The following is a 22095-nucleotide window of genomic DNA, read 5'->3' as shown; positions in this document are numbered from 1 at the left end:
CCGTGAAGCGGGCAACGCCATGCTGATCAGCTAGTTGTTGGAAACCAGCGAGATCTTTGTGCTCACCGGCACCGGATTGGCGAACAGATCCAGAACCGGGCAGTGGGCGTCGACTGCCTGGCGCAATTCGTCGTAGCGCTCAGCGGTTTCCGGGCCGGTGATCTGCACATCGAGATCCACCGAGGTGAAGCCGGGGCGGATCGACTTGTCGATGCCGAACAGGCCGCGCACGTCCAGGTTTCCGTTGGCCACGATCTTCACGTCGTCGACCTGGATGTTCAGCTGCTCTGCATAAAGACGGTAGACAACGACCTGGCAGGAGATCAATGCGCCCAGCGCGTATTCGACCGGGCTCGCTGCCAGATCGTCGCCGCCCAGAGCAGCTGGCTCGTCGACGGTAAAGGTGTGTTGGCCCGAAACGATGTTGCTGGCCACCGAGCCGAAGCCCTCGCCCTGAACGGTGAAGGTCAGTTTGGCGCTGTCCGGAGCAGCGGAGATGCGTTCTCCCCAGCCGGTGCCGGCCTGCTGTAGGCGGGCTGAACGATCTTCGGCAACGGAAAGGGTGGAAGCTGCGGTAGACATGAGGAAATAATCCCCTTTCTGGCGCAAAGGGGCGCCATCGCTTACGAACCTGTCTTTCAGATCCGTCGAATCATCACCTGGAGCACCCCGCACAATGACGCGAATAGGGTTGCCGTCCAACCAGCCAGGGCTTGTGTGATTGGAACTCGTGATTCAGTAGTTACTTTTCTACCGGGTTTCTTCGTGGTTGGTAAATAGCTTTCTTCATGTTTCGTCACAGGAAGAACTGTCCATTGCGTCGATAGAATTGATCACGAACTCCGCGCAGTTACGGCGCGGCCTCCTACCCGAGAAGTTGTGAGCATGGAATACCAGCTGACCCCCGTCGCCGCTCAAACCCTGGTCACCGAAGGCGAGTACAGCCAAGGGTGGCTGATGGCCAATTCCGGGCAGGTGACCATTTCAGACCGTCGGCAGATGCCCGGTCGTTCGATCGTTTCCGGCTGGGTTCTCCGGGCCTTCGTCGTGGTCCAGCTTTCCATCGAGGGCACGAGCATCAGCTTCAGCAGCCGTTGCGATGCGCATCCGGAAGAATATTCCTGCGCGGATGTCGCAGCGTTGCTCGTGGAAGCAACCCAGATCGGCAGCGGCGGCTTCGCAGTTTCGGATGTAGTCAGGGCAGAAGACACCTGGAAAGCTCCGCAGGCCCCGCAATGGGAACGGACCCTGAAGCGGCTGCTTCCGCAGGTGCCTGCCGGTGCTGAGCACGAAAACGACCTTGAAGAGGAACCACTGGGACTGATCCTCAAAGTCATCCCCGCCACTCGATTTGGCCGGCCGACCTTGAACCTCAACGCGCGTCCGGCCCGCAGGGGAACCCGCAGCCCCTGGGTCCAGACCGGAGTATCTTGGCGTAAGCTGCCATTTGACGACAGGTTCGCCAAGGAGCAGCGCCGCGCCGCCAACGAATTGGTCATGCTCAACGAACGATCCCAGCATGACCAATATGGCCATGTCTGGGATGCGACCGACTGGATCATCCTGAACAACTTGCCCGGAAAAGACCTGCGCGAAGCCTTCGACCTGATCCATGAAACCGGAATTCACATTGTCAACGGCAACGCCAGCAACCGCAGCGAGGTGTCTTTTGCGGATCTTTCCGGTTCAGCCTTTCTCGACTTGCGGCGAAACGACAGCGGCCTGACCATTGAAGGCATTTTCCGCGGTCCGAACGGCGAAACGGATAACGTCTTGGCATTGGGCAACCCGCCGTCCATGATTGCCTTTGCCGACAAACCGCTGGACAAGGCGAAAAATCTTTCACTGGCACCGCTGGAAGACGCGGTAGGGCCGGAGCTGAGGGATCTCATCAGCGCCGGCGCAATGATGGTTCCGACCAAAGACATCGAGGACTTCGAAAGTGGGTACCTGAACTCCCTTCGGCAGGTGGCACCGGTGCGCAGCGAAGATGCCAGCTACAGGGTTCCCCAGCCGGCACGCCCGGTGCTCCAGCTTCAGCTGACTGAAACTGGCACTGGTTTGACCATGAGCTTTGCGTGGAAATATCCGCCCAAATCGCCACGCCAGAAGTCGGTTGAACGCGAGATCATCAGCTCGGTGAACGACAAGCTCGGCGGGGACCAACCACTGGGCCAGACGACCAAGAACGGTGTCTTCCCAGAACAAGAACTCTCCAAGAGCCAAGCCATTGAATTCGTCATGTACCTCCTTCCGTTGCTTGAGGAACACCCGGATATCCTCATCACCGGCCACGAGCAGTTGCCGAGCTATTCACTGAATTCCGAACCGGCCACGGTGAGCATCGAAGCGGGGGAGAGCACCGGAGACTGGTTCGATCTGGCCGTCGAGGTGTCCATCAACGGGCTGAAGGTGCCGTTCGCCGAACTGCTTTCCGCACTGACCATGGGGGACGAGTATCTGGTCCTTGAGGACATGACGGTGATTCCGATTGACGGACCGGAATTCCACCAGCTGCGCCAGCTGGTCCAGGAAGCCGGGGAACTGGGCACCGTGTCCGGCAACAGCATCCGAATCCACCGCTTGAGCATCGACTGGTGGCAGGAATTGGTGGACTTGGGCATCATCGAAGCCCAGGAAAACCAGTGGTTCCAGACCATGTCTGAACTGACCAATGGCGCGCAGCTGGAGAAGATCGACCTCCCCGACTCGTTCACGGCGCAACTGCGACCGTACCAGGAGCAAGGCGCCGCCTGGCTGAACTTCCTGCGCACGCATTCGCTGGGCGGGGTGCTGGCGGACGACATGGGCCTGGGTAAGACCGTCCAGCTGCTGGCAGGCCTCGAACAGGCCCGCACCGAGAACCCGGAGCAGAAGTTCCTGGTGATCGCTCCGACCTCTGTTGTTGGCAACTGGGTTAACGAAGCGCATCGTTTCACCCCGCAGATGCGGGTCCAGTCCATCACCTCCACGGCCAAAAAGGCAGGGAAGAGCATTGTCGAGCAAATCGGCGATGCCCAACTGGTGGTCACCAGCTACGCCATTTTCCGGTTGTCATTCGAAGAATTCGAGGAGGCAGGGTTCTCCGTGCTGATTCTCGATGAGGCGCAGCAGCTGAAGAACCACACGTCCAAGGGATACAAGCAGACGCGCCAGCTGTCGGTTCCGTGCAAGCTGGTGGTGACCGGTACCCCGATGGAGAATAACCTGATGGAGCTGTGGGCCCTGGTCTCGCTGGCTGCGCCCGGTCTGCTTGGCGGCCAGAAGGCATTCAAGGACAACTACCAGAAGCAGATTTCCGACGGCGACTCGGAACGGCTGGAACGGCTGAAGAAGAGGTTGCGCCCGTTTGTGCTGCGCCGTACCAAGGAACAGGTAGTCCCGGAGCTTCCCGCCAAGACCGAGCAAGTACTGGAAGTCGAGCTGGAACCGGCGCACCGCAAGGCCTATGACCGCCGTTTCCAGCGGGTGCGCCAGGAAGTGCTGGGACTGGTGGATGACGTGGATTCCAACCGGTTCAAGATCCTGCAGTCATTGACCCTGCTCCGGCAACTGGCGCTTGACCCTTCCCTGGTTGATGAGGGAAATGCTCCCAGCGCCAAGTTGGAGATGTTGCGCGAGCTCATGGCGGACGCAGTCGCCGAGGGGCACAAGATCTTGGTCTTCAGCCAGTTCACCAGCTTCTTGGGCAAGGCGAAAGACATTGCGGTGGAACTCGGAATCGACCACGGTTACCTGGACGGCGCGACCAGCGGTCCCAAGCGCAAGGACATGATTGACGGGTTCACCGACGGGCAATTCCCGGTCTTCTTCATATCGCTGAAGTCCGGCGGCTTCGGCATCAATCTGACCACCGCCGACTACTGCATCTTGCTGGATCCCTGGTGGAACCCGGCGGCCGAAGCGCAGGCCATCGACCGTGCGCACCGCATCGGCCAGACCAAGCCGGTGTACGTCTACAGGCTGGTTGCCAAGGACACCATCGAATCCAAGGTGCTGGCCCTGCAGGCAAAAAAGACAGCACTATTCAACGACGTACTGGGCGAGCAGACGGATGCGGCACAGTCCTCGGTGCTGAGCGCGGATGACTTCCTGGCTTTGATGCAGTAGGTCGTTTTGCTGCTGTACAGCGAAAGGCGGATTTCTGATCAAAAAATTTGATCAGAAATCCGCCTTTCGCGTGTTCAGGGTCCGGAGCGCCTACACGATGTCGTCAAAGGTCGAGTTGAGCCGGTGCATGAGAATGCCGAATTCTTCCAGATCGTCGTGGTTCCAGTCGCTGAGGTGGTTTCGTAATTGCTGGCGCAGCATGTCGCCACTGGAACTCCATTTCTCGCGGGCCTCATCGGTGGCGGAGACCAGCTGAGCCCGGCCGTCCCGCGGATCCGGAACCCGGGAGACCAGCCCGATGGACTGCAGGTGCTGCACTAACCGCGACACTGTGGCCTTGTCGAGGCGGAGCTTTTCGGCGAGCACACCCTGCTGCTGGGCGTCTTCGCGGATGACGACTGCGAGAAGCCGGTAACCCTGGTCCTGGAGTTCAGGATGGATGATTTTGGCGCGGCGAACCAGCATCTGGCGCGCACGAAACAACAGGGCGGTGAATTCGTCTTCCACCTTTTGCATCAGCTGTTCTTCTTGCATGTTTTCTATTCTAAGATTTTTTGCGGTTCCATGACGTGATTGGGCACAATTCGCTCAAAGAACTAATCGCGCGCCATTCGTAAATTGCATTCGGCCGATTCTGTTTTTTCGCCAATTGCCGGGTTTTCCACGGAGCCATTGAGGCCCAGAACTCCGACCAGGCTGAAAAACCGTCCGTCATCACGGCCGCATGTCACGGGGAATCGATCCGCAGGTTGAACATAGCCTATGAATGACGACAGGGAGATCTAATCATCATGTTCCACACGCAACTGGCGGTCGACGGCGGTCAAACCGAAATAAAACTCAGGATTATCGACAAGGGCTACGTCGCGGAACGTCGCCTGCCTGGGGTCCAGACGCATCTGCCGGTACTGCCGCAGTTGGCGGCCGCTATCGGGCACGCAGCAAGTATCCGCGGTACCGGATTCGACGTCGTTTCCATCGGCACCACCGGGCTGACCAAGGCCGAGCATGACGCCGGGGCGCTCAGGGCGATGCTGCAGCCAGGCGTGGCCTCGGGTCTCAACCTTGCCCATGACTCAGTTTCCAGTTATCTGGGCGCGCTGGGAGACCGGCCCGGGGCGGTCGTTGCCGCCGGAACCGGCGTGGTCACCCTCGCCGTCGGAACCAACAACACGGCCCGCGTGGACGGCTGGGGCAACATCATGGGGGATGCCGGCAGCGCCTACTGGATGGGGCAGCAGGCATTATCCGCGGTGATGCGCGCGCACGATGGCCGCGGACCGCAGACAGCGTTGACCGGCCCGGTCCAAGAACGTTGGCCGGAGCTAGAAGAAGCCTACATCCAGCTCCAGGCCGCGCCCGACAAGATCGCCGTGGTGGCCTCCTTCGGGAAGGAAGTCTCCCGCTACGCCCAGACCGATCCGGTCGCTGCCCTGATCTGCGATCTCGCGGGCAAAGAGCTGGCCCATTCGGCGGCCGCCGCATTGCGCCGGACAGGCCAAGCCGATGCCTCGCAGGCAAGTGTTGCCTGCCTCGGAGGAGTATTCGCCGGTGCCCGGGTACGCTCGGCCTTCACGGCAGAGCTGGCCTCGCTGGTTCCCGGAGCGCGGCTGGTCGAACCGGCCGGCAACGGGCTGGACGGCATCCGGCTGATGGGCGGGCTGACGGCGAACCATCCGCTGAGATCCATGATTTCTTCTGTTTGAACCATCCAGAGGGCTTGGAGGTGACACCGCTAATATGTGCATCGCCTAATTAGGTGACAAGATAGGTTCAGAACTATTTGCGCACCAAAGGAGTCATTGTGAGTTACCGTGTCGGTCCAGCAGACCAGTTGCCAGAAGGCGAAGCGTTGCTGGTAGAGGCAAAAGACAGTGGAGCCATCGAGGACATCGCGGTGTTCCACGCCGAAGACGGTAACTTCTATGCGCTGCAGGACGAATGCACCCACGAAGTCGCGTCGCTCTCCGAAGGCTGGATCGACGGCTGCGAAGTAGAGTGCCCGTTGCACTCCTCCAGCTTCGACCTGCGCACCGGCAAGGTGCTGTGCATGCCAGCCACCAAGGACGCCCGCACCTATAAGGTCAACGTGGTGGACGGCAACCTGGAGCTCGACATCTAGATGTCCTCCGTACACATCATCGGGGCAGGAGTCGCCGGCTACACCCTGGCCCGTGAACTGGTCAGCCGGAACTATGCGGGAACCATCAGCATCAGCGATACGCAGGGGCTTCCCTACGACCGACCGCCGTTGAGCAAGGCCCTGCAAGTCGAGCCCTTCGCGCCGGTCTCCTGGTACCGCGAGAACCGTATCAACCTGGTCCAGGAAGAAATCACGGAACTGCAGGTGCCGACGGCCGAGGACGACTGGGTAGTCTTGGCCACTGGCACCATCCCGCGCACCCTGGACGTGCCCGGCGCGGAATTCGCGCGCAGCCTGCACACCGCGGCCGACGCCCAGCATCTGGCCCGCGAGCTGGAAGACGGGATGTTCGGCCAGCGTGTGCTGGTCATCGGGGCAGGCCTGGTCGGCGCCGAATTCGCCTCCACCGCCCGGATGTTCGGTGCCCAGGTCACTCTGGTCTCCAGCTCCAACGCCCCGCTGGCGCACGTGCTGGGCGAGGATCTGGCCGAGCAGCTGCATGCGGAGCACCAGTCCCACGGCGTCACCACGATCACCGGCACGGTGACCGAGCTGGGCCCCGGCTACGCTATCGTCTCCGGCGAGCGCCACGACGCGGACATCATTGTCTCGGCCATCGGCGTCGAAGCGGATACCGCGCTCGCCGAACGCTCAGGCCTGGACGTGGAGAACGGAATCCTGGTCGATGCCGGACAGCGCTCGACAAGCCATCGGCAGGTGCTGGCCCTGGGCGACGCGGCCCGCGAAGCAGGGCGTCCCCGTGCGGTGCACTGGGAAGCAGCGATGGAGGACGCCGCCATTGCCGCCTCCACCATTCTCGGCACCCCGGCGCCCGGCCGGTCGGTCCCGTGGTTCTGGTCCGACCGCCACGATGCCCACGTGGAAACCGTGGGGGACTTCTCCAAGGTTGCCAGCGTCGTGAAGCGGTACAGCCGCCGCGGCAAGATCCAGACGGTATTCGGCCTGGACGAATCCGGCACGCTGGTGGCGGCCTCCATGATCGATGGGGGACTGATGTCCAAGGCAGTGCGCAAGCTGATCACCCGCGGCATCACCCCCGGCATTGAACAGCTTGAGGACCCGCAGATCGGTCCCCGCGAGTTAGGACGACCCGCCCCATGAGCCCTGGAGCCCCGGGAAGCATCCCTGCCGCATTGCAGGTTCCCACCCGGCGCGTAGGCGCCGCCTGGATCACTGCCCTGGTGATCGTGCATATCGGCATCAACGTCGGTTTCTTCGCGCCCATCCAGGTGCTGCTGGGACTGCATGCCCAGCAGCTGGATGCCAGCCAGAAGAATGCGATCCTCTCGCTGGTCACCGGCGTGGGCGCGGCCGTCTCGCTGGTGGCCAATCCGCTGTTCGGAGCGCTGAGCGACCGCAGCACCTCGAAGTTCGGCCGGCGCATCCCATGGGTCTTCTTCGGCACGCTCGCCGGCGCGCTCTCGCTGTTGCTGATGTCCACGGCCCAGACGGTGAGCCTGCTGGTGCTTGGCTGGGCGCTGATGCAGGCGGCCGGCAATGCCGCGCTGGCCGCGATCTTCGCTGCCATTCCGGACAAGGTCCCGGTGGAGCAGCGCGGCATGGTGGGCGGCCTGGTGGCGCTGGGCCAGACCTGCGGTTCGCTGATCGGCGCGGTCATCGGCATGTATGCCGCGCAGGATCTGGTCTTCGGCTATGCCATCGTCGCGGTGGCAGTGGCGCTGTGCTCCATCCCGTACGTCATGATGCGCCAGGATGTTCCGCTGCCCAAGGGTGCGCTGCCGGCGCTGAAAGCGGGCGAATTCCTCAAGAGCTTCTGGATCAACCCGGTCAAGCACAAGGACTTCGGCTGGGCGTGGCTGACCCGTTTCATGCTGTATCTCGGCTGCCAGTTGTGCCTGGTGTACCTTTTGTTCTTCCTGCAGGACCAGCTGGGCCATCCGGACCCGGCCCAGGGCGTGCTGGTGCTGACCGCTATCTACGCATTCTGCGTGATCTTCTCCTCGGTGATCTCCGGAAAGATCTCCGACCGCGACGGCAAGCGAAAGAAATTCGTGATCATTTCCTCGGTCATCGTGGCCCTTGCCGCCGGGGTGCTGGCCTTCGCCTCCAACTTCACGACCGCCGTCATCGCCGCGGTGCTGCTGGGCATTGGGTTCGGCGCCTACCTGGCCGTCGACTTCGCTCTGCTGACCCAGGTGCTGCCGCACGCCGATTCGCGCGGCAAGGACCTGGGCATGATCAACATTGCCAACTCGCTGCCGCAGGTGGTTGCACCGCTGGTGGCCTGGCTGTCGGTGACCTGGTTCGGCGGCTACCCGACCCTGTTCCTCATTTCGGCCGTGATCAGCCTGGTCGGCGCAGCGCTGGTCCGCCAGATCAAGAGCGTTCCGTAAGCATGTCCGAAACCATCTCATGGCTCACCAACGACGCACCATTTGCCATCACCTTCGTATTCTTCTTCTGCCTGGCGTTCGCCCGCGGGAATGCCACCTATTGGGTCGGTCGCGGCATCGCCAAGGGCGTGGAGCATACGAGGTTTGAGCGGCACCTGCATGGTCGGGCCTACCAGCGCGCCCAGCGCTTCATCGCCCGGTGGGGCATGCTGGCGGTTCCACTGAGCTTCCTGACGGTGGGCATCCAGTCCGCGGTGAATACGTCGGCAGGCGTCAGCCGGATGCCAGTGCGCCGTTACCTGCCGGCGGTGGCGGTGGGCGCCATGGCCTGGGCGCTGCTCTACACCACGATCGGCTTGGCGGTATTCTATGCGTGGTTGGCCCTGGACTGGCCGTGGCTCGTCGGCGGGGCGCTGGTGATCGCGCTGGCCGCCGTAGTCATTCTCCGGATGCGCAAGCGCCGCATAGCGCACGACGCCCCGGACAATATCCCGCCGCAGTAACGCCGGCAGCGGCCCTCCGTAAGATCAATGGAAGCACCACGACTCATTGAAAGCAGGTGTGCAAACGATGCTCAATGGAACCAACGCCTCGGGCGGCCCCACGGCGCAGCTTGATGAACTAGACCGCAAGCTGCTGGAGCTGCTCTCCAAGAACTCCCGGCGGACGAATAATTCGCTGGCCGAAGAGCTGGGCATCGCTGCATCGACGTGCCTGGCACGGCTCAACGCCCTGCGCGATTCCGGAGTGATTTCCCGGTTCACCATCGAGGTGGACCCGCAGGTGCTCGGCAGGGAGCTCGAAGCCCTGATCTTCGTGCGCATCCGCCCGGGAGCCCGCCACCTGATGGCGAATTTCGCCACGCAGATGCGCGACAAACCCGGGGTGCGCCAGCTTTTCTTCCTGGGCGGCGCTGACGACTTCGTGCTGCACGTGGCCGTGCGCAACTCGTCAGATGTACGCCAGTTCGTACTGGACAACTTGTCAGCCAATCCAGCCGTGGCGACCACGCAGACGTCGCTGGTCTTCGAGCACAGCCATGGTACCGGCGAGTTCTAGCGGATCCAAGCGGCGGAACCGAGTGACAATTACGCGTCGATTCGATACCCCAATTCAGTAATTCGAATAAATCTGCTAAACTTGTTGTTCCTCTGTACAGGAGAATGAAGCGTCCGGGAAGTTTGAATTGAACACAGCTCCTAGCTGGGATCGCGGGCTGCGGAATCCTCAACTTGAAGACAAAGGGGGTCGAGAAGACAATGAACGTGGAAACCACAATGCTCACTGCCCTGGTCACCCTGGCGGTGCTGGCAATCGTAACGGTCGTCATGGTGCGCAAATACAACCGCAACCATCACGCGGAAATTCGTCAGGGTCTGCTCAAGCAGGCGCATGACTACGACATCGCATCACCCGATGACATGACGAACAATGAATTGACGGTGCAGATCCGCGCGGCCAAGCGCGCGCGCAAGCATCGGAACATCAAAACCGCATAGCGGCTTCGGATTACGATCCGAATGAAAAGCGGAGGCAGGATCCTGCCTCCGCTTTTTTGCGCCCTGTCCGTTAACGCCGAAACAAATGCCCTCGGCACCAACGAATCCGCGCACGCGGGGATGCCCGAGCTACCTCGTTGTCGCTGGTCACCCACCAGACAGCGGGGGATCGGCCGCGGGAAAATTGCCCTCTTGGCAAGCCGGTGAAGCAGGTGTACTGTTTTCCATTCGTAAGGCTTTTCTACAACATGTAGACGGCAGGCACTACGAATTCGGATTCTATGAGCAAACTCCAGCGAAAGCACCGTTTTCATGTTTCCGGATCAACCGTGGTGGCGCGGCCGGCCCGCACGGTGGCTACGGGATTCGCCATCACGATCCTGACCGGCGGGTTGCTTCTCGCGTCCCCTCTTTCCTCTTCCACCGGGCAGTGGACGCCTTTCATCGATGCGCTGTTCACCGCAACTTCAGCAGTCTGCGTCACGGGCCTCGCGGTGCTCGATACCGCGACGCACTTCAGCGTTTTCGGGAAAATCGTGATCATCGCCTTGATCCAGGCCGGCGGTCTGGGCATCATGCTCGTCGCGTCCCTGTTCTCGCTGAGCATCTTGGGAAAACTCAGCCTGCGCGCAAAAATCACTGCGCAGACCGAGGCCAAGGCCGTCGAAGGCCCAAACGTGAAGAACGCCGCCCTGTCGATCGTGAAGGTGACGTTCACGATCGAGGGCATCATCGCGGTGCTGCTGGCTGCCCGATTCATCCTCGGGTACGGCTATTCGTTCGGGGAAGGTCTGGCCTACGGAGGGTTCCACGCGATCTCCGCTTTCAACAATGCAGGATTCGCACTCTTTTCCGACAACTTGGTGGGGTTCGCATCCGACCCGTGGATCTGCATTCCTATTGCCGCGGCGATCATCCTCGGCGGCCTGGGATTCCCCGTCATCCTGCAGATCCGCCGATACGCGCGGAACAGGCTGAAATGGTCCATGAATACGAAGATCGTTCTGGTAGGCACCGTTGCCTTGCTGCTGTTGGGCACCGTATTCATCACCGCCATGGAGTGGGCCAACCCGGACACATTGGGGCCCATGTCCGTCCAGGACAAGCTGCTGGCAGGATTCTTCCAATCCGTGCAGACGCGTACCGCAGGGTTCAACTCGATCAATATCGGGGACATGCATTCGGCCACCTGGCTGGGCATGGATCTGCTCATGTTCATCGGCGCTGGCCCGGCAGGCACCGGTGGCGGCATCAAGATCACGACCTTCGCGGTCCTGTTCTTCATCATCCTCACCGAACTTCGCGGGGAAGCCGCAGTGAACATCTTCGGCAAGCGGCTGTCCCGCTCGGTGCACCGCCAAGCGATCACGGTGGCGCTCGTCGCGGTGGCCGCGGTCTTCACCGGAACTATGGCGTTGCTGGTGATCACCGAATTCACCCTGGATGAATGCCTGTTCGAAGCGACCTCGGCGTTCGCCACGGTGGGGCTGTCGACCGGTATCACCCCCGAGCTGCCCGCGACCGGCGAAGCGGTGCTGATCGCGCTGATGTACCTGGGACGCGTCGGCGTCCTGTCGCTCGGATCGGCGCTTGCCCTGCGCGACAAGAAAGCAGTATTCGAACTTCCTAAGGAAAGGCCAGCAATTGGTTAACTTCTCCGGCGGCCGCGGTGCGGCCAAGAAAATTGCCCATGCAAATTCCGTCGCAGTCATCGGCTTGGGACGTTTCGGAGCTTCGCTGGCTCTGGAGCTGATGAGCTCGGGAACCAGCGTGCTGGGAATCGACCTGGACGAAGATATCGTCCAGTCCCTCAACGGGGAACTCACCCAAGTGGTCCGGGCCGACGCCACCAAGCGCGAAGCTCTTGAACAGCTCTCGCTCAACGAATTCGACAGGGTTGTGGTGGCCATCGGAAACCACCTCCAGGCGTCGATCCTCACCTGTTCAAAGCTGTTGAGCATGGACATTCCCCATGTCTGGGCCAAGGCGCTGGATGACCAGCACGGCCTGATTCTCGAACAGCTCGGCGTGCACCACATCATCTACCCGGAGAAGGACATGGGCCGAAGGGTAGCCCACCTGGTGCGCGGATCGATGATGGACTACCTCGAAATCGATCGTGGATTCGCCATGGTGAAAATGACGACGCCGAAGGTGCTGCAGGGGCTGAAACTCGGCGACAGCAACCTGCGCAAGCACTACGGGGTAACAGTGGCGGCCCGCACCAATGACGAGGGCCGCTGGCAGCATGCCGATGCCCAGACGGTGCTCAAGCCCGGTGACCGCATCCTGGTGCTCGGCCCGATTTCGGATACCGAAGCCTTCGGCCAGCTGCCCGATTGAACGGGTTCCCACAGGCGGCTGAACGCCGCCCGGAGGCCCACCCAGGTGTGACGTAGGCGCGTTTAACGCTGAAATCATGCCGTTTGCATCACAGGGGCATGTGTGTTTGTGAACAAATAGACAAGTATTTAACAGGTAGCGAAAATTCGTGGGGTTTACTGGAAGTACGGTGTTTGAATTTACTTAGGAGAGCGGTTATCGATGGGCACGATCCCACTTGGCGAAGATATTCTGTTGGCACGACATGGCTCGAACATTGTCAAGCTCCGCCAGGACCGCAAGCACCGTTCGACCGTCGCCTACCTGCGTGGCGGAGAGATCGACACCGCATCGAACATCCTGATGGCGGCACCGGCAGTAGCCCCTGCCATCTCCCAGACTGCATCGGCGCAGGCCCAGTCCGCAACGGAGAAGCCTGCAACCCCGGCGGCAAGCATCAGCGCCGGCGCAGCCCGGTACCTGAACAACGAAAGCGCCATCAGCCGTGACGAGGTCCGCTCGCTGGCCAAGATCTCGTTGGGCTTCAGCGCGATCATGGGCACCGTCTTCGGCGGCCTGCTGCTGGCCCTGTACAAGGTCGGCGGCCCCGAAGCCTTTGACTCCATCGCGACGATGACCACGATGCAGTAATCGGATAACTTTCACCGTGCGAAGCGGGGTCCCTTTGGGGCCCCGCTTCTGCCATTAACGTGCAGATTTCACCCATTGCGGGTCAGTCATTGTCCAGCCCTTGTCAAGTCTCGTATTTCAGCGAATCAGGGCATAGGATTGCCGCAACGCGAGGGATGGGAGTGCACCATGCGCTTTGTTTTGGAAGTCAACTTCGACACCGAGAACATGCAGCTGAAGCCGTTGGAGGAGCTGCAGAAGATTCTGCGTGACTGGTCCACCAAGATCACCATGTATCCGCTCGTTCCCGGAGCCCAGGAAGACGTCTTCGACTCCGACAACGAGGAAGTCGGGGAGTGGGCGATCCTGGACGACTAGTCCCGGCGCTTGGAGAATCTTCCGATCACATAGCCTGCCGCCAGCGTGATGAGCAGGATCGCCCACAACGGAGCGGCGGTGTGGAACAGGAAGAATTCGACGCGCACGATATTCAGGTTCTGCAAGATGAACACCAAGGACACGATGACCAGCGCCACCGAGGTCCACTGCTTGCCGGTGATACGTGCCAGCCATGACTTCTTCTGCGGCCCGTCGGCGTCGTGGGCTTGAGTCATTTTTTGCTCCCTGCCGCCAGGAGGCCTGCGACCATGGCCTGCAGGCCGCGCTGGAACGAGTCGTCGCTGGTGTTCCGCCCGGTGGCACGCTGATCGGACACTGCTTGGGTGAAGTTCGGGGTGGCATCCTTGTGGTCCCGCGCGTCGAAGATGTCGTGCGGGGCGGCGGTATCCATGGCCGAGCCGAAAATGAATGATTCCAGCGCCACGATGGTGGGGATGATTGCCTCGTCCTTCAACCCGTAGTCGCGCAAAGCCTCGGCGACCCGTTCATACATCTTCAAGGTGCGCGGGGAATCGGACACCGGGAGCACCGCAATGACCGGAACCAGGGGAATGTGCTGGGCGAAGACATTCCGGTAGCTCGTGGCCCATTCAACCAGCGCCTCGGAGATCTCCAGGGTGTCGAAGACCGAGGTGTCCACGTCGGTCATCACCAGTTCCTGGACCCACTGCAGCAGGTCGTGCTTAGAGGACACGTGGTTGTACAGGGCCGAGGCGGCAACGCCCAGGGATTTGGCCAGGCGCTGCATCGTCAGGGCCTCGTAGCCGTCTGCAGAAGCCAGCTCCAGCGCGTGGCTGGTGATGCGTTCCCGGGTGAGCACGGCTCTGCGCGGTCTGCCCGCACGGCGAGGCGCCTCTTCGCTCATTGATGATCCCCTAGCTGACGTGGGTTACTTCACAAGATCGTGTTCGTACCCTATGCTATAGGAAAGATAAATGAACTGAATTCATTTTATTGTTCTAGGAGAGCAGTCATGAAACATCTCGAACGCGATGTCGTTGTCATTGGTGCAGGTCCTTCCGGCCTGACCGCCGCCTACGAGCTGGTCAAGGCCGGTAAGTCCGTAGCGGTGCTCGAAGCACGCGACCGCGTGGGCGGCCGCACCTGGACCGACACCATGGACGGCGCCACCATCGAGATCGGCGGCCAGTGGATCAGCCCGGACCAGACCGGCCTGTACTCGCTGATCGAGGAACTGGGCATCGAGACCTTCGAGCGCTACAAGCAGGGCAAGAGCGTCTACCGCACCGAGGCCGGCGAAGCCATCATCTACGAAGGCGAGGACTTCCCGGTCGGCGAAGCCACCGTGGCCGAGATGAACAAGCTCATCTCGATCATGAACGAGCTGGCCGCCGGCATGAACCCGGACAAGCCGTGGGAGCACCCGCAGGCCGAGGAGCTGGACAAGATCTCCTTCCACCACTTCCTGCGCGAGAACTCCTCCGACGAGGTGGCGTGCAACAACATCGGCCTGTTCATCGCAGGCGGCATGCTGACCAAGCCGGCCCACACCTTCTCCGCGCTGCAGGCAGTGCTCATGGCCTCCTCCGCAGGCTCCTTCGACAACCTGGTCGACGAAGACTTCATCCTGGACCGCCGCATGAAGACCTCCATGCAGGGCGTGTCCATCGCCGTGGCCGGCCGTCTGCCGGAAGACACCCTGTTCCTGGAGAACCCGGTGCTCAAGCTCGAATGGTCCGAAGACGGCGTGGTGGCCCACGGTGCCGACGTCACCGTTAAGGCCCAGAAGGCCGTGCTGGCAGTTCCGCCGAACTTGTACAACCGCATCAGCTACTTCCCGCCGCTGCCTCGCTGGCAGCACGTCACCCACCAGCACCAGTCCATGGGCCTGGTCATCAAGGTGCACGCGGTCTATGACACCCCGTTCTGGCGTGAAGAGGGCCTGTCCGGCACCTGCTTCGGCCCGAACCACCTGGTCCAGGAAATCTACGACAACACCTTCGACGGCGAATCCACCGGCACCCTCGTCGGCTTCATTTCGGATCTGGAAGCCGACAAGATCTGGGCCATGGACACCGACGCCGAGCGCAAGGAAGCCATCCTGAAGGCCATGGCCGAGTTCCTGGGCGAGAAGACCCTGGATCCGAAGGTCTTCTACCTCTCCGACTTCGGCTCCGAAGAGTGGACCCGTGGCGCCTACGCCACCAGCTACGATTTGGGCGGCCTGTACCGCTTCGGCCCGAGCCAGAACGAGAACGTCGGCCCGATCTACTTCTCCTCCTCGGACCTGGCCGGCGAAGGCTACCAGCACGTTGACGGCGCAGTACGCATGGGCCGCCGCAACGCGGCCCGCATTCTCGCGGAACTCGACGGAACCTCCTACGACGAGTCCTACGACGGCGTGGCTACCCTGACCGCTCCGGCCGACTCGAAGATCACCGTCTAAGACGATGAAACTGCTCGTAGGTTACACCGCCGACGAACGCGGCGCGGAGGCCATTGAGTTGGCCAGCGCAGTGGTGGCCGGAACGAAGGATGCATTCGTGCAGATTGCCATCGTTCTTCCGGCCGCCGCACCCTTTACCGCCGTCTACCCGGGCGGAGACCATGGTTATGAAACCATTCTCTCCGCCCAGGTGGACCGGTGGGCCGCCGAAGCACTGGCGCTGGTTCCCGAGGGAATCGGCGCCAGCGTTGTGGCGCGCTCCGTGTCGTCCATCGCTGAAGGGCTGATCGAACTCGGCGAAGAGTTCGAAGTCCACGGAATCGTGCTCGGAGGGCGCAAGCGCCATCTGGGCGGCTTCTTCATGCCCGGGGCCATCGCCAACGCCCTGCTGCACTCCTCGCCGCTGCCGGTCTTCATGACCTCACCGGCCTCTCTGGAGAACCTGCGCGAAGCAGGCGGGCAGATCACCCGGCTGACCGCGTTCGTCGGAGACCGCCCCGGGGCCGAGGAGATCATCTCCCTGGCCGCCCGCGTCGCCAACGCGCGCAATATCAAGCTGCGTGTGGCAAATTTCGTGGCCCACGCCGACGTGTCCGAAGGCTCCGCCGGAATCGACGACCACGTGCGCGGGATCCGCGAATACCTCGATGAACTGGTGAAGGAACTGGGCATCGAAGCGAGCGTCGAGGTCATCGCCAGCGGCAGCATCGACACCGCGATCAACGAGCTGTCCTGGCAGCCCGGAGATCTGGCCCTGCTCGGCTCGGCCCGCCTGGCGGCGCATCGCCGCCTGTTCATCGGCCCGAAGGCGCATCGCATCCTCGGCCACCTCAACGTCCCCATGGGCGTCATTCCCCACTTGCCATCAACACGGTAGAAAGCCGATCAAAAATTCGTATCCCTTGGATCCTCTCCAAAACGCACTCACCGTCGACCGCCCTGCCGCATACCTGACACAGCGTCCAGGGCGGCGCGCACTGCCGCGGCTCAACGGTGAGCACACTCCCAAAGGTTTTTGACAATGTCACAAGAAATGAGGCGGGATAGCCTTCCCGAAACGAACGATTCGGGACTTCATGAAAAAGGTCTGTCCAAGGGCACCGTCGGTGTCCTGGGCCTGATCGTTATCGGCATCTCCTGCATTGCCCCGGCGTACACCTTGACCGCCGGGCTCGGCGCGACCGTCGCCGAGGTGGGCACCAGCCTTCCGGCCATCCTGATCGCCGGCTTCATCCCCATGCTTCTCGTAGCCCTCGGCTACCGGGAACTGAACAACGCCATGCCCGACTCGGGCACCTCCTTCACCTGGGCGACCCGGGCCTTCGGGCCCATGATCGGCTGGATGGGCGGCTGGGGCCTGATCGCCGCCACGGTGATCGTGCTCTCCAACCTGGCCGCGGTGGCGGTGGACTTCTTCTACATCCTCATCGCACAGCTCACCGGCCAGGAATGGATCGCGGCGCTGACCAAGAACCTGTGGATCAACATCCCCACCACGCTGGTGTTCATCGCCATCGCCGCCTACATCTCCTACCGGGGCATGAATGCGACCAAGGTCTTCCAGTACGTGCTGGTGGGCTTCCAGGTGGGTGTGCTGCTGCTGTTCGCCATCATGGCGTTCACCTCGGATACTCCCTACGATCCGACCCAGATCACCTGGGACATGTTCAACCCGGCGGGCGTGGAATCCTTCACCGCCTTCGCCGCCGGCATCTCGCTGTCCATCTTCGTGTTCTGGGGCTGGGACGTCACCCTGACCATGAACGAGGAAACCACCGACCCCAACAAGGTCCCGGGCCGCGGCGCCACCTGGACGGTGCTGATCATCATAGCGCTGTACCTGGCCGTCGCCACCGCCGTGCTGTACTTTGCCGGCGTCGGAACCACCGGACTGGGCGCCGGCAACCCGGACAACCAGGAATCCATCTTCGCGGTGCTGGCCGGACCGGTCATGGGCCCGCTGGCCATCTTGATGTCGCTGGCCATCATGTCCTCCTCTGCGGCGTCGCTGCAGTCGACCATGGTCTCCCCGGCGCGCACCATCCTGGCCATGGGCTACTACAAGGCGCTGCCAAGCAGCTTCGCCAAGATCTCCCCGCGCTACATGTCGCCGTCGGTGGCCACCGTGGTCTCGGCGGCAGCCGCCGCGGCGTTCTACGTCGTCACCCGCCTGCTGTCGGAAAACGCCCTGTGGGACACCATCACCGCCCTCGGCCTGATGATCTGCTTCTACTACGGCCTGACCGCGCTGGCCTGCGTCTGGTACTTCCGCAGCGAGCTGTTCTCCAACGCCCGGAACTTCTTCTTCAAGTTCCTGGCTCCACTGGTGGGCGGTGTCATCCTGCTGGTGATGTTCTTTGTCACCGCGGTCGACTCGATGAACCCGGAGTACGGTTCGGGCTCGGAGATCGGCGGCATCGGCATGGTCTTCATCCTCGGTGTCGGCGTGCTGCTGCTGGGCGTGTTGGTCATGCTCTACAGCCGCATCCGCCACCCGGCGTTCTTCAAGGGCGAGACAATCAAGACCGGCAAGAACCTGACCCTCTGAGAATCCAGGCGCCCCGGCGTCACTGTTGCACATTGAACCACCCAAAGCGCGCTTTGGGTGGTTCAATTGTTTTCATGACTACACCTTCGGTTCTCTTCATTTGCTCACGCAATGCCGGCAAGTCGCAGATGGCCGCGGCACTGATGGATTACGTGTCAGACGGCAAGGTCACCAGCTATTCGGCCGGCACCAACCCCGGTGCCTCGATCAATCACGAAGCGGTCGCCTCGCTGGCCGAGTGCGGCGCGGACATGGCCCAGGGCGAACCCAAGCCCATCGATCCGTCGCTGGCCGCCTCGGTGGACCGGGTGGTTATCCTCGGCACCGACGCCAATCCGAGCTTCGATCCGCAGGTGAAGACCGAACGCTGGGTCACCTACGAGCCGAGCGAAGACGGCATCACCGGCGCCGAACGGATGAACATGATCCGCGATGAAATCGCCGACCGGGTACGCAGCCTTTTCCACGAATTGGAGAAGTAGGCATCGCACTTTCCAAGACCGCACGCCGCACCACCTCGTGGTGGCTTCCCGGCATCTGCCTGATCCTCACCGGCTGGTGCGCCAACCAGTATGTCTCCCTGATCAGCTGGTACCAGCAGCAACGGCTGCTGAGCGAATTCGAAGCCATGCTGGTCATGGGCAGCTATCTGCTCGGCATGATCCCTGCGCTGATGTTCGGCGGCCCGCTGACTGACCGCTTCGGGCGAAAGCCCTTCACGCTGGCGGCCCTGGCATTCTCGGTGCTCGGATCCCTGGCCCTGATGGGCGGCTGGTACACCGAAGCGGGCCTGTACCTCGGACGCGTCTTCACCGGGCTGGGCATGGGGCTCGCCATGGTGGCAGTCACCAGCTGGGTCAAGCTGATCAGCCCCGGGCCGGCAGGCGCCACCCGGGCGGCGCTGTGCACCTCGGCCGGCTTCGCCATCGGCCCGGCGATCTCCGGCGCGATTGTCGGATCCAGCCAAAGCCCGGAACTCGCCTACGCTGTCCACGCGGTCGCCACGCTGGCCTGGTTGCTGCTGATGCTCACCGCCAAGGAGGAACAGCCAGCCGTCCTGCGCCAGGTGGATCCGGCGGATGCTGCCCCTGCCGCGCACCAGATGCGGACCAGCATGGCGAACATGAAGCGGTTCACCCGGCTGGTGCTGCCCGCAGCCCCCTGGGTCTTCGGGATGGCAGCCACGGGGTTCGCGGTGGTCCCCGCCCTGACCGCCGAACCGGGCCAATCCAGCCTGCTGTATTCCACGATCACCGTGCTGGTCACGATGGGCATGGGCGCAGCAATCCAGCCGCTGATCCGCCGTTTCAACGATGTCAGCCGGGTCGGCCTGCTGCTCTGGGGGCTGGGCGTCGCCTTGGCGGGCCTGTTGCTGATGCTGGTGGTTTCGCTGACCGGCTCCGAAGCCGTGGGCATGGCGGCATCGGTCGTGTCTGGCGCCGCGAACGGAATCCTGCTGGTCGCAGGGCTGAGCCAGGTGCTGGATCTGGCAGGTCCCGCGGATCTGGGCAAGCTGACCGGACGGTTCTACATGTGCTGCTTCATCGGCTTCACGTTCCCCACGCTGTTCGCCCTGTGGCGGCCGATGGCCCACCCGGCGCTGTTCATCGGGCTGCTCGCCATCTGCTGCGCCGCCTCCATGGTCCAGGTATTCAGGGCCCGGAAATACCTGCCCGGACGAATCCCCCAGCATGTAACAGACTAACGGCCAGGCACGCGGTGCCTGGCCGTTGTGAAAGATGCGGGCTTAGTGCTTTTCGCCGCTCAACTTCTTGAGCAGCTCGGTGGTGCGGAACGGAATGACGTCGCGCAGGATCATTGACGTCGAGGTGCGGGTGATGCCCGGGCAGAGGCGAATTTCCTCGCTGACCCGGTACAAGTCGTCGGGGTCCGTGGCGGCTACGCGGATCAGCAGGTCGGTATCGCCGGCAGGAGCCACGCACTCGAGGACTTCTGGGATTTGCCGCAGTCCCGCGATCGCCTCGTTCAGGCGGGCCTGGTCCAGCTCCGCGCTGACGAACGCGCTGACGCCGCGGCCCATGGCCGCCGGCAGAATACGCGCAGTATTCGGACGCAGGGCGCCGGAGTTCGCCAGCCGCTCCAAACGGGACTGCACGGTGCCTCGGGCCAGTCCAAGCTGCTGGGCGAGCATCATGATGGGAACACGCGGATCGGCATCGAGGGCCAGAAGGATACGTCGGTCGGTTTCATCGAGCTGATACGTATCCGAATTCATCTGTGGTCTCCTATGACGGCGTGTGCGTGAAGATCGCGAGTGCTACAAATAGATTTTAGTCAAAATGACCAGTATCTCCCAAGCGTGTTGCACGGACTGACCGGTTTGTTGCGTGCGCGGTGCTCGCAGGGGCAGCAACGGCATAAATTGTGGCGTAGGGAACACGTTATGCACAGGTTGCGTCGAATCAGATCTAACTTCAGCAAATGACAGTAATCTGATGCCATGAGGTTCTTGCGATTAGAAGACGTTGCCGAGGAGCTGAACGTCAAGCTTCCGCAGATCCGCGCGTTGATCAAGAGTGGAGAGCTGCCAGCCATCCAAATCGGAGGCAGGGGAGTGTGGCGCGTGGAACGCGAAAAGCTGGAGGAATACATCCAGACTCGCTATGCCCAAGCGCGCGAGGAAATCGAGAGGGAATCATAGCGGGCGCTCCGGCAGAGTCTTCGAGACGTATGCCGAAGCACCTGATTGCTAGTGCTCCTCTTCATTCATGAACGAATGCAGGGCATCGCGGACGAACGGTGCGTGCCCCTGATAGTTCTTGGCGAAGCGTTCATCAGCGACGTACATGTCGGCAAGTCCCAGCACGTACGCGCGCAACTGCGCCGGGTCGCCGGAAGCGGCCGGGGTGCCCGGTATGGACGCCAGCCACTGCACGTGCCGGGAAGCCAGCAGGCGTGCGGCGTCGCTGTCGGCGGAGATTCCGTCTTCGCCAGCCTGTACCCACGCGTGGTTCAGCTCCTTGACCTGTTCCATCATGTCGGCTCGCTCGGCGCCGCTCTTCGAGCGCCACCATTGATCGGAACGCTCGTAGGCTTCCGAGCCCCACCGGGCGACGACTTCTTCCTTGTATTGCTCGTTGAACCCTTCGAAGGCCGAATCGAGATTCACTGTTTCCCCTTTCGATAGTGCGCTAATGCTGTGGCGCAGGGCCTTGATCTGACGGTCTATGTTTTCCCGCTGCCGATCCAGGTCTTTGACATGGATTTCCAGCGCCTGGATCTGTTCCGTTTTGGAATCGAGCACCTCGGAGATGGTGTCCAGCCGCAGGCCCAATTGGCGCAGCAGCAGGATCCGTTGCAAGCGGACCAGCTCGTGCTGGCCATAATGCCGGTAGCCGTTGTCAGCCACGAATGCCGGACGAAGCAGGCCGATGTGGTCGTAGTGCCGCAAGGTTCTGCTGGTCACCCCGGTCGACTTGGCTACCTCGGAGATGCTGTAACTCGTGTCCGGGTGTTTCTCTCGGCGAATCTTATCCATATGGAAACGCTATAGGTTGACGTTACGTCAAGGTCAACACCGTTCGGAACGCACCTTCCGGGAGGGTTTTCGAGCAGTGCCGGCAAAGTGACGGATCGACGCAAACGAGATGGGCCGAGATTGATCATATTGATCAACCATGATGATGCGTATTGCACACCCT

General features: G+C 61.9%; 24 protein-coding genes and 1 riboswitch. Of the genes, 18 read left to right on the top strand and 6 right to left on the bottom strand.

The window, feature by feature from the left end:
• Positions 1-30 precede the first annotated feature (30 nt).
• Positions 31-582, bottom strand: coding sequence for an OsmC family protein (locus C1H84_RS07215; RefSeq protein WP_113606978.1), 552 nt, complete (start codon positions 580-582; stop codon positions 31-33).
• Between the two features lie 32 nt (positions 583-614).
• A riboswitch (SAM riboswitch) is annotated at positions 615-736 on the bottom strand.
• Between the two features lie 149 nt (positions 737-885).
• Here C1H84_RS07215 and C1H84_RS07210 point away from each other — a divergent pair.
• Entirely contained in the window at positions 886-4110 is a 3225-nt protein-coding gene (locus C1H84_RS07210; RefSeq protein ID WP_113606977.1) for a DEAD/DEAH box helicase, read from the top strand.
• 90 nt (positions 4111-4200) lie between these two features.
• On the opposite strand, the gene C1H84_RS07205 is transcribed toward C1H84_RS07210, so the two are convergent.
• Positions 4201-4644 carry a MarR family winged helix-turn-helix transcriptional regulator gene (locus C1H84_RS07205; protein WP_047120079.1) on the bottom strand — a complete coding sequence of 148 codons (444 nt, stop codon included), beginning with the start codon at positions 4642-4644 and terminating at the stop codon, positions 4201-4203.
• A 257-nt stretch (positions 4645-4901) separates the two neighbouring features.
• On the opposite strand from C1H84_RS07205, the gene C1H84_RS07200 reads away from it, so the two are divergent.
• From C1H84_RS07200 to C1H84_RS07150, 11 genes are all read left to right on the top strand, one after another.
• Positions 4902-5816, top strand: a complete 915-nt coding sequence (locus C1H84_RS07200) for an N-acetylglucosamine kinase (protein ID WP_047120078.1) — start codon at positions 4902-4904, stop codon at positions 5814-5816.
• A gap of 98 nt (positions 5817-5914) precedes the next feature.
• Positions 5915-6232: a bifunctional 3-phenylpropionate/cinnamic acid dioxygenase ferredoxin subunit gene (locus tag C1H84_RS07195; RefSeq protein WP_047120077.1), complete on the top strand. Its 318-nt coding sequence runs from the start codon at positions 5915-5917 to the stop codon at positions 6230-6232.
• Entirely contained in the window at positions 6233-7375 is a 1143-nt protein-coding gene (locus tag C1H84_RS07190) for an NAD(P)/FAD-dependent oxidoreductase (RefSeq protein WP_113606976.1), read from the top strand.
• Positions 7372-8628: an MFS transporter gene (locus tag C1H84_RS07185; protein WP_113606975.1), complete on the top strand. Its 1257-nt coding sequence runs from the start codon at positions 7372-7374 to the stop codon at positions 8626-8628. The genes C1H84_RS07190 and C1H84_RS07185 overlap by 4 nt, the downstream gene beginning before the upstream one ends.
• A gap of 2 nt (positions 8629-8630) precedes the next feature.
• A complete protein-coding gene (locus C1H84_RS07180) occupies positions 8631-9131 on the top strand; it encodes a DedA family protein (RefSeq protein WP_113606974.1) in 501 nt (166 codons plus the stop codon).
• A gap of 67 nt (positions 9132-9198) precedes the next feature.
• Entirely contained in the window at positions 9199-9687 is a 489-nt protein-coding gene (locus tag C1H84_RS07175) for an Lrp/AsnC family transcriptional regulator (RefSeq protein WP_047120075.1), read from the top strand.
• Between the two features lie 206 nt (positions 9688-9893).
• Entirely contained in the window at positions 9894-10127 is a 234-nt protein-coding gene (locus tag C1H84_RS07170) for a hypothetical protein (RefSeq protein WP_152666887.1), read from the top strand.
• Positions 10128-10408: 281 nt separating this feature from the next.
• Entirely contained in the window at positions 10409-11779 is a 1371-nt protein-coding gene (locus C1H84_RS07165) for a TrkH family potassium uptake protein (protein WP_113606973.1), read from the top strand.
• On the top strand, positions 11772-12470 hold the full coding sequence (locus C1H84_RS07160; protein WP_244910840.1) for a potassium channel family protein: 699 nt from the start codon (positions 11772-11774) through the stop codon (positions 12468-12470). The genes C1H84_RS07165 and C1H84_RS07160 overlap by 8 nt, the downstream gene beginning before the upstream one ends.
• 201 nt (positions 12471-12671) lie before the next feature.
• On the top strand, positions 12672-13100 hold the full coding sequence (locus C1H84_RS07155; protein ID WP_113606972.1) for a hypothetical protein: 429 nt from the start codon (positions 12672-12674) through the stop codon (positions 13098-13100).
• A gap of 168 nt (positions 13101-13268) precedes the next feature.
• Positions 13269-13457: a hypothetical protein gene (locus C1H84_RS07150; protein WP_047120071.1), complete on the top strand. Its 189-nt coding sequence runs from the start codon at positions 13269-13271 to the stop codon at positions 13455-13457.
• Here C1H84_RS07150 and C1H84_RS07145 read toward each other — a convergent pair.
• Both C1H84_RS07145 and C1H84_RS07140 read right to left on the bottom strand, forming a co-directional pair.
• A complete protein-coding gene (locus C1H84_RS07145) occupies positions 13454-13693 on the bottom strand; it encodes a LapA family protein (RefSeq protein WP_113606971.1) in 240 nt (79 codons plus the stop codon). The genes C1H84_RS07150 and C1H84_RS07145 overlap by 4 nt on opposite strands.
• Positions 13690-14343 carry a TetR/AcrR family transcriptional regulator gene (locus tag C1H84_RS07140; RefSeq protein ID WP_082344834.1) on the bottom strand — a complete coding sequence of 218 codons (654 nt, stop codon included), beginning with the start codon at positions 14341-14343 and terminating at the stop codon, positions 13690-13692. The genes C1H84_RS07145 and C1H84_RS07140 overlap by 4 nt, the downstream gene beginning before the upstream one ends.
• Positions 14344-14451: 108 nt before the next feature.
• Here C1H84_RS07140 and C1H84_RS07135 point away from each other — a divergent pair, with 108 nt between their 5' ends.
• The 5 genes from C1H84_RS07135 to C1H84_RS07115 all read left to right on the top strand — a co-directional run bounded on the left by C1H84_RS07135 (position 14452) and on the right by C1H84_RS07115 (position 20138).
• Positions 14452-15885 carry a flavin monoamine oxidase family protein gene (locus C1H84_RS07135; RefSeq protein ID WP_113606970.1) on the top strand — a complete coding sequence of 478 codons (1434 nt, stop codon included), beginning with the start codon at positions 14452-14454 and terminating at the stop codon, positions 15883-15885.
• 4 nt (positions 15886-15889) lie between these two features.
• Positions 15890-16762 carry a universal stress protein gene (locus tag C1H84_RS07130; RefSeq protein ID WP_047120068.1) on the top strand — a complete coding sequence of 291 codons (873 nt, stop codon included), beginning with the start codon at positions 15890-15892 and terminating at the stop codon, positions 16760-16762.
• Positions 16763-16918: 156 nt separating this feature from the next.
• Positions 16919-18433: an APC family permease gene (locus tag C1H84_RS07125; protein ID WP_244910839.1), complete on the top strand. Its 1515-nt coding sequence runs from the start codon at positions 16919-16921 to the stop codon at positions 18431-18433.
• Positions 18434-18507: 74 nt separating this feature from the next.
• Positions 18508-18915: an arsenate-mycothiol transferase ArsC gene (locus C1H84_RS07120; protein ID WP_047120911.1), complete on the top strand. Its 408-nt coding sequence runs from the start codon at positions 18508-18510 to the stop codon at positions 18913-18915.
• On the top strand, positions 18903-20138 hold the full coding sequence (locus C1H84_RS07115; protein WP_113606968.1) for an MFS transporter: 1236 nt from the start codon (positions 18903-18905) through the stop codon (positions 20136-20138). Before C1H84_RS07120 ends, C1H84_RS07115 begins: the two co-directional genes overlap by 13 nt.
• Before the next feature lie 42 nt (positions 20139-20180).
• Here the strand turns inward: C1H84_RS07115 and C1H84_RS07110 are convergent, their stop codons facing one another.
• Complete coding sequence (locus tag C1H84_RS07110; protein ID WP_047120065.1) at positions 20181-20669, bottom strand: Lrp/AsnC family transcriptional regulator; 489 nt, start codon at positions 20667-20669, stop codon at positions 20181-20183.
• Positions 20670-20894: 225 nt separating this feature from the next.
• Here C1H84_RS07110 and C1H84_RS07105 point away from each other — a divergent pair, with 225 nt between their 5' ends.
• Positions 20895-21095 carry a helix-turn-helix domain-containing protein gene (locus C1H84_RS07105; protein ID WP_047120064.1) on the top strand — a complete coding sequence of 67 codons (201 nt, stop codon included), beginning with the start codon at positions 20895-20897 and terminating at the stop codon, positions 21093-21095.
• Positions 21096-21143: 48 nt separating this feature from the next.
• Here the strand turns inward: C1H84_RS07105 and C1H84_RS07100 are convergent, their stop codons facing one another.
• The gene (locus C1H84_RS07100) at positions 21144-21932 is read right to left on the bottom strand and encodes a MerR family transcriptional regulator (protein WP_047120063.1); all 789 of its coding nucleotides are present in this window, start codon (positions 21930-21932) and stop codon (positions 21144-21146) included.
• Positions 21933-22095: the final 163 nt, after the last annotated feature.

The organism is Glutamicibacter soli (assembly GCF_003309065.1).
GTDB lineage: Bacteria > Actinomycetota > Actinomycetes > Actinomycetales > Micrococcaceae > Glutamicibacter > Glutamicibacter soli.
The sequence above is the reverse complement of the archived record's forward strand: the minus strand, read 5'-3'. Positions and strand labels throughout refer to the sequence as shown.

What these genes read in the sequence shown, in the direction of transcription:
- C1H84_RS07120 (WP_047120911.1), top strand. Translation starts at nt 18,508, where the DNA reads ATGACTACACCTTCGGTTCTCTTCATTTGCTCACGCAATGCCGGCAAG.
- C1H84_RS07180 (WP_113606974.1), top strand. Translation starts at nt 8,631, where the DNA reads ATGTCCGAAACCATCTCATGGCTCACCAACGACGCACCATTTGCCATC.
- C1H84_RS07155 (WP_113606972.1), top strand. Translation starts at nt 12,672, where the DNA reads ATGGGCACGATCCCACTTGGCGAAGATATTCTGTTGGCACGACATGGC.
- C1H84_RS07130 (WP_047120068.1), top strand. Translation starts at nt 15,890, where the DNA reads ATGAAACTGCTCGTAGGTTACACCGCCGACGAACGCGGCGCGGAGGCC.
- C1H84_RS07105 (WP_047120064.1), top strand. Translation starts at nt 20,895, where the DNA reads ATGAGGTTCTTGCGATTAGAAGACGTTGCCGAGGAGCTGAACGTCAAG.
- C1H84_RS07140 (WP_082344834.1), bottom strand. Translation starts at nt 14,343, where the DNA reads ATGAGCGAAGAGGCGCCTCGCCGTGCGGGCAGACCGCGCAGAGCCGTG.
- C1H84_RS07190 (WP_113606976.1), top strand. Translation starts at nt 6,233, where the DNA reads ATGTCCTCCGTACACATCATCGGGGCAGGAGTCGCCGGCTACACCCTG.
- C1H84_RS07175 (WP_047120075.1), top strand. Translation starts at nt 9,199, where the DNA reads ATGCTCAATGGAACCAACGCCTCGGGCGGCCCCACGGCGCAGCTTGAT.
- C1H84_RS07205 (WP_047120079.1), bottom strand. Translation starts at nt 4,644, where the DNA reads ATGCAAGAAGAACAGCTGATGCAAAAGGTGGAAGACGAATTCACCGCC.
- C1H84_RS07135 (WP_113606970.1), top strand. Translation starts at nt 14,452, where the DNA reads ATGAAACATCTCGAACGCGATGTCGTTGTCATTGGTGCAGGTCCTTCC.
- C1H84_RS07100 (WP_047120063.1), bottom strand. Translation starts at nt 21,932, where the DNA reads ATGGATAAGATTCGCCGAGAGAAACACCCGGACACGAGTTACAGCATC.
- C1H84_RS07165 (WP_113606973.1), top strand. Translation starts at nt 10,409, where the DNA reads ATGAGCAAACTCCAGCGAAAGCACCGTTTTCATGTTTCCGGATCAACC.
- C1H84_RS07150 (WP_047120071.1), top strand. Translation starts at nt 13,269, where the DNA reads ATGCGCTTTGTTTTGGAAGTCAACTTCGACACCGAGAACATGCAGCTG.
- C1H84_RS07200 (WP_047120078.1), top strand. Translation starts at nt 4,902, where the DNA reads ATGTTCCACACGCAACTGGCGGTCGACGGCGGTCAAACCGAAATAAAA.
- C1H84_RS07125 (WP_244910839.1), top strand. Translation starts at nt 16,919, where the DNA reads ATGAGGCGGGATAGCCTTCCCGAAACGAACGATTCGGGACTTCATGAA.
- C1H84_RS07145 (WP_113606971.1), bottom strand. Translation starts at nt 13,693, where the DNA reads ATGACTCAAGCCCACGACGCCGACGGGCCGCAGAAGAAGTCATGGCTG.
- C1H84_RS07110 (WP_047120065.1), bottom strand. Translation starts at nt 20,669, where the DNA reads ATGAATTCGGATACGTATCAGCTCGATGAAACCGACCGACGTATCCTT.
- C1H84_RS07215 (WP_113606978.1), bottom strand. Translation starts at nt 582, where the DNA reads ATGTCTACCGCAGCTTCCACCCTTTCCGTTGCCGAAGATCGTTCAGCC.
- C1H84_RS07185 (WP_113606975.1), top strand. Translation starts at nt 7,372, where the DNA reads ATGAGCCCTGGAGCCCCGGGAAGCATCCCTGCCGCATTGCAGGTTCCC.
- C1H84_RS07210 (WP_113606977.1), top strand. Translation starts at nt 886, where the DNA reads ATGGAATACCAGCTGACCCCCGTCGCCGCTCAAACCCTGGTCACCGAA.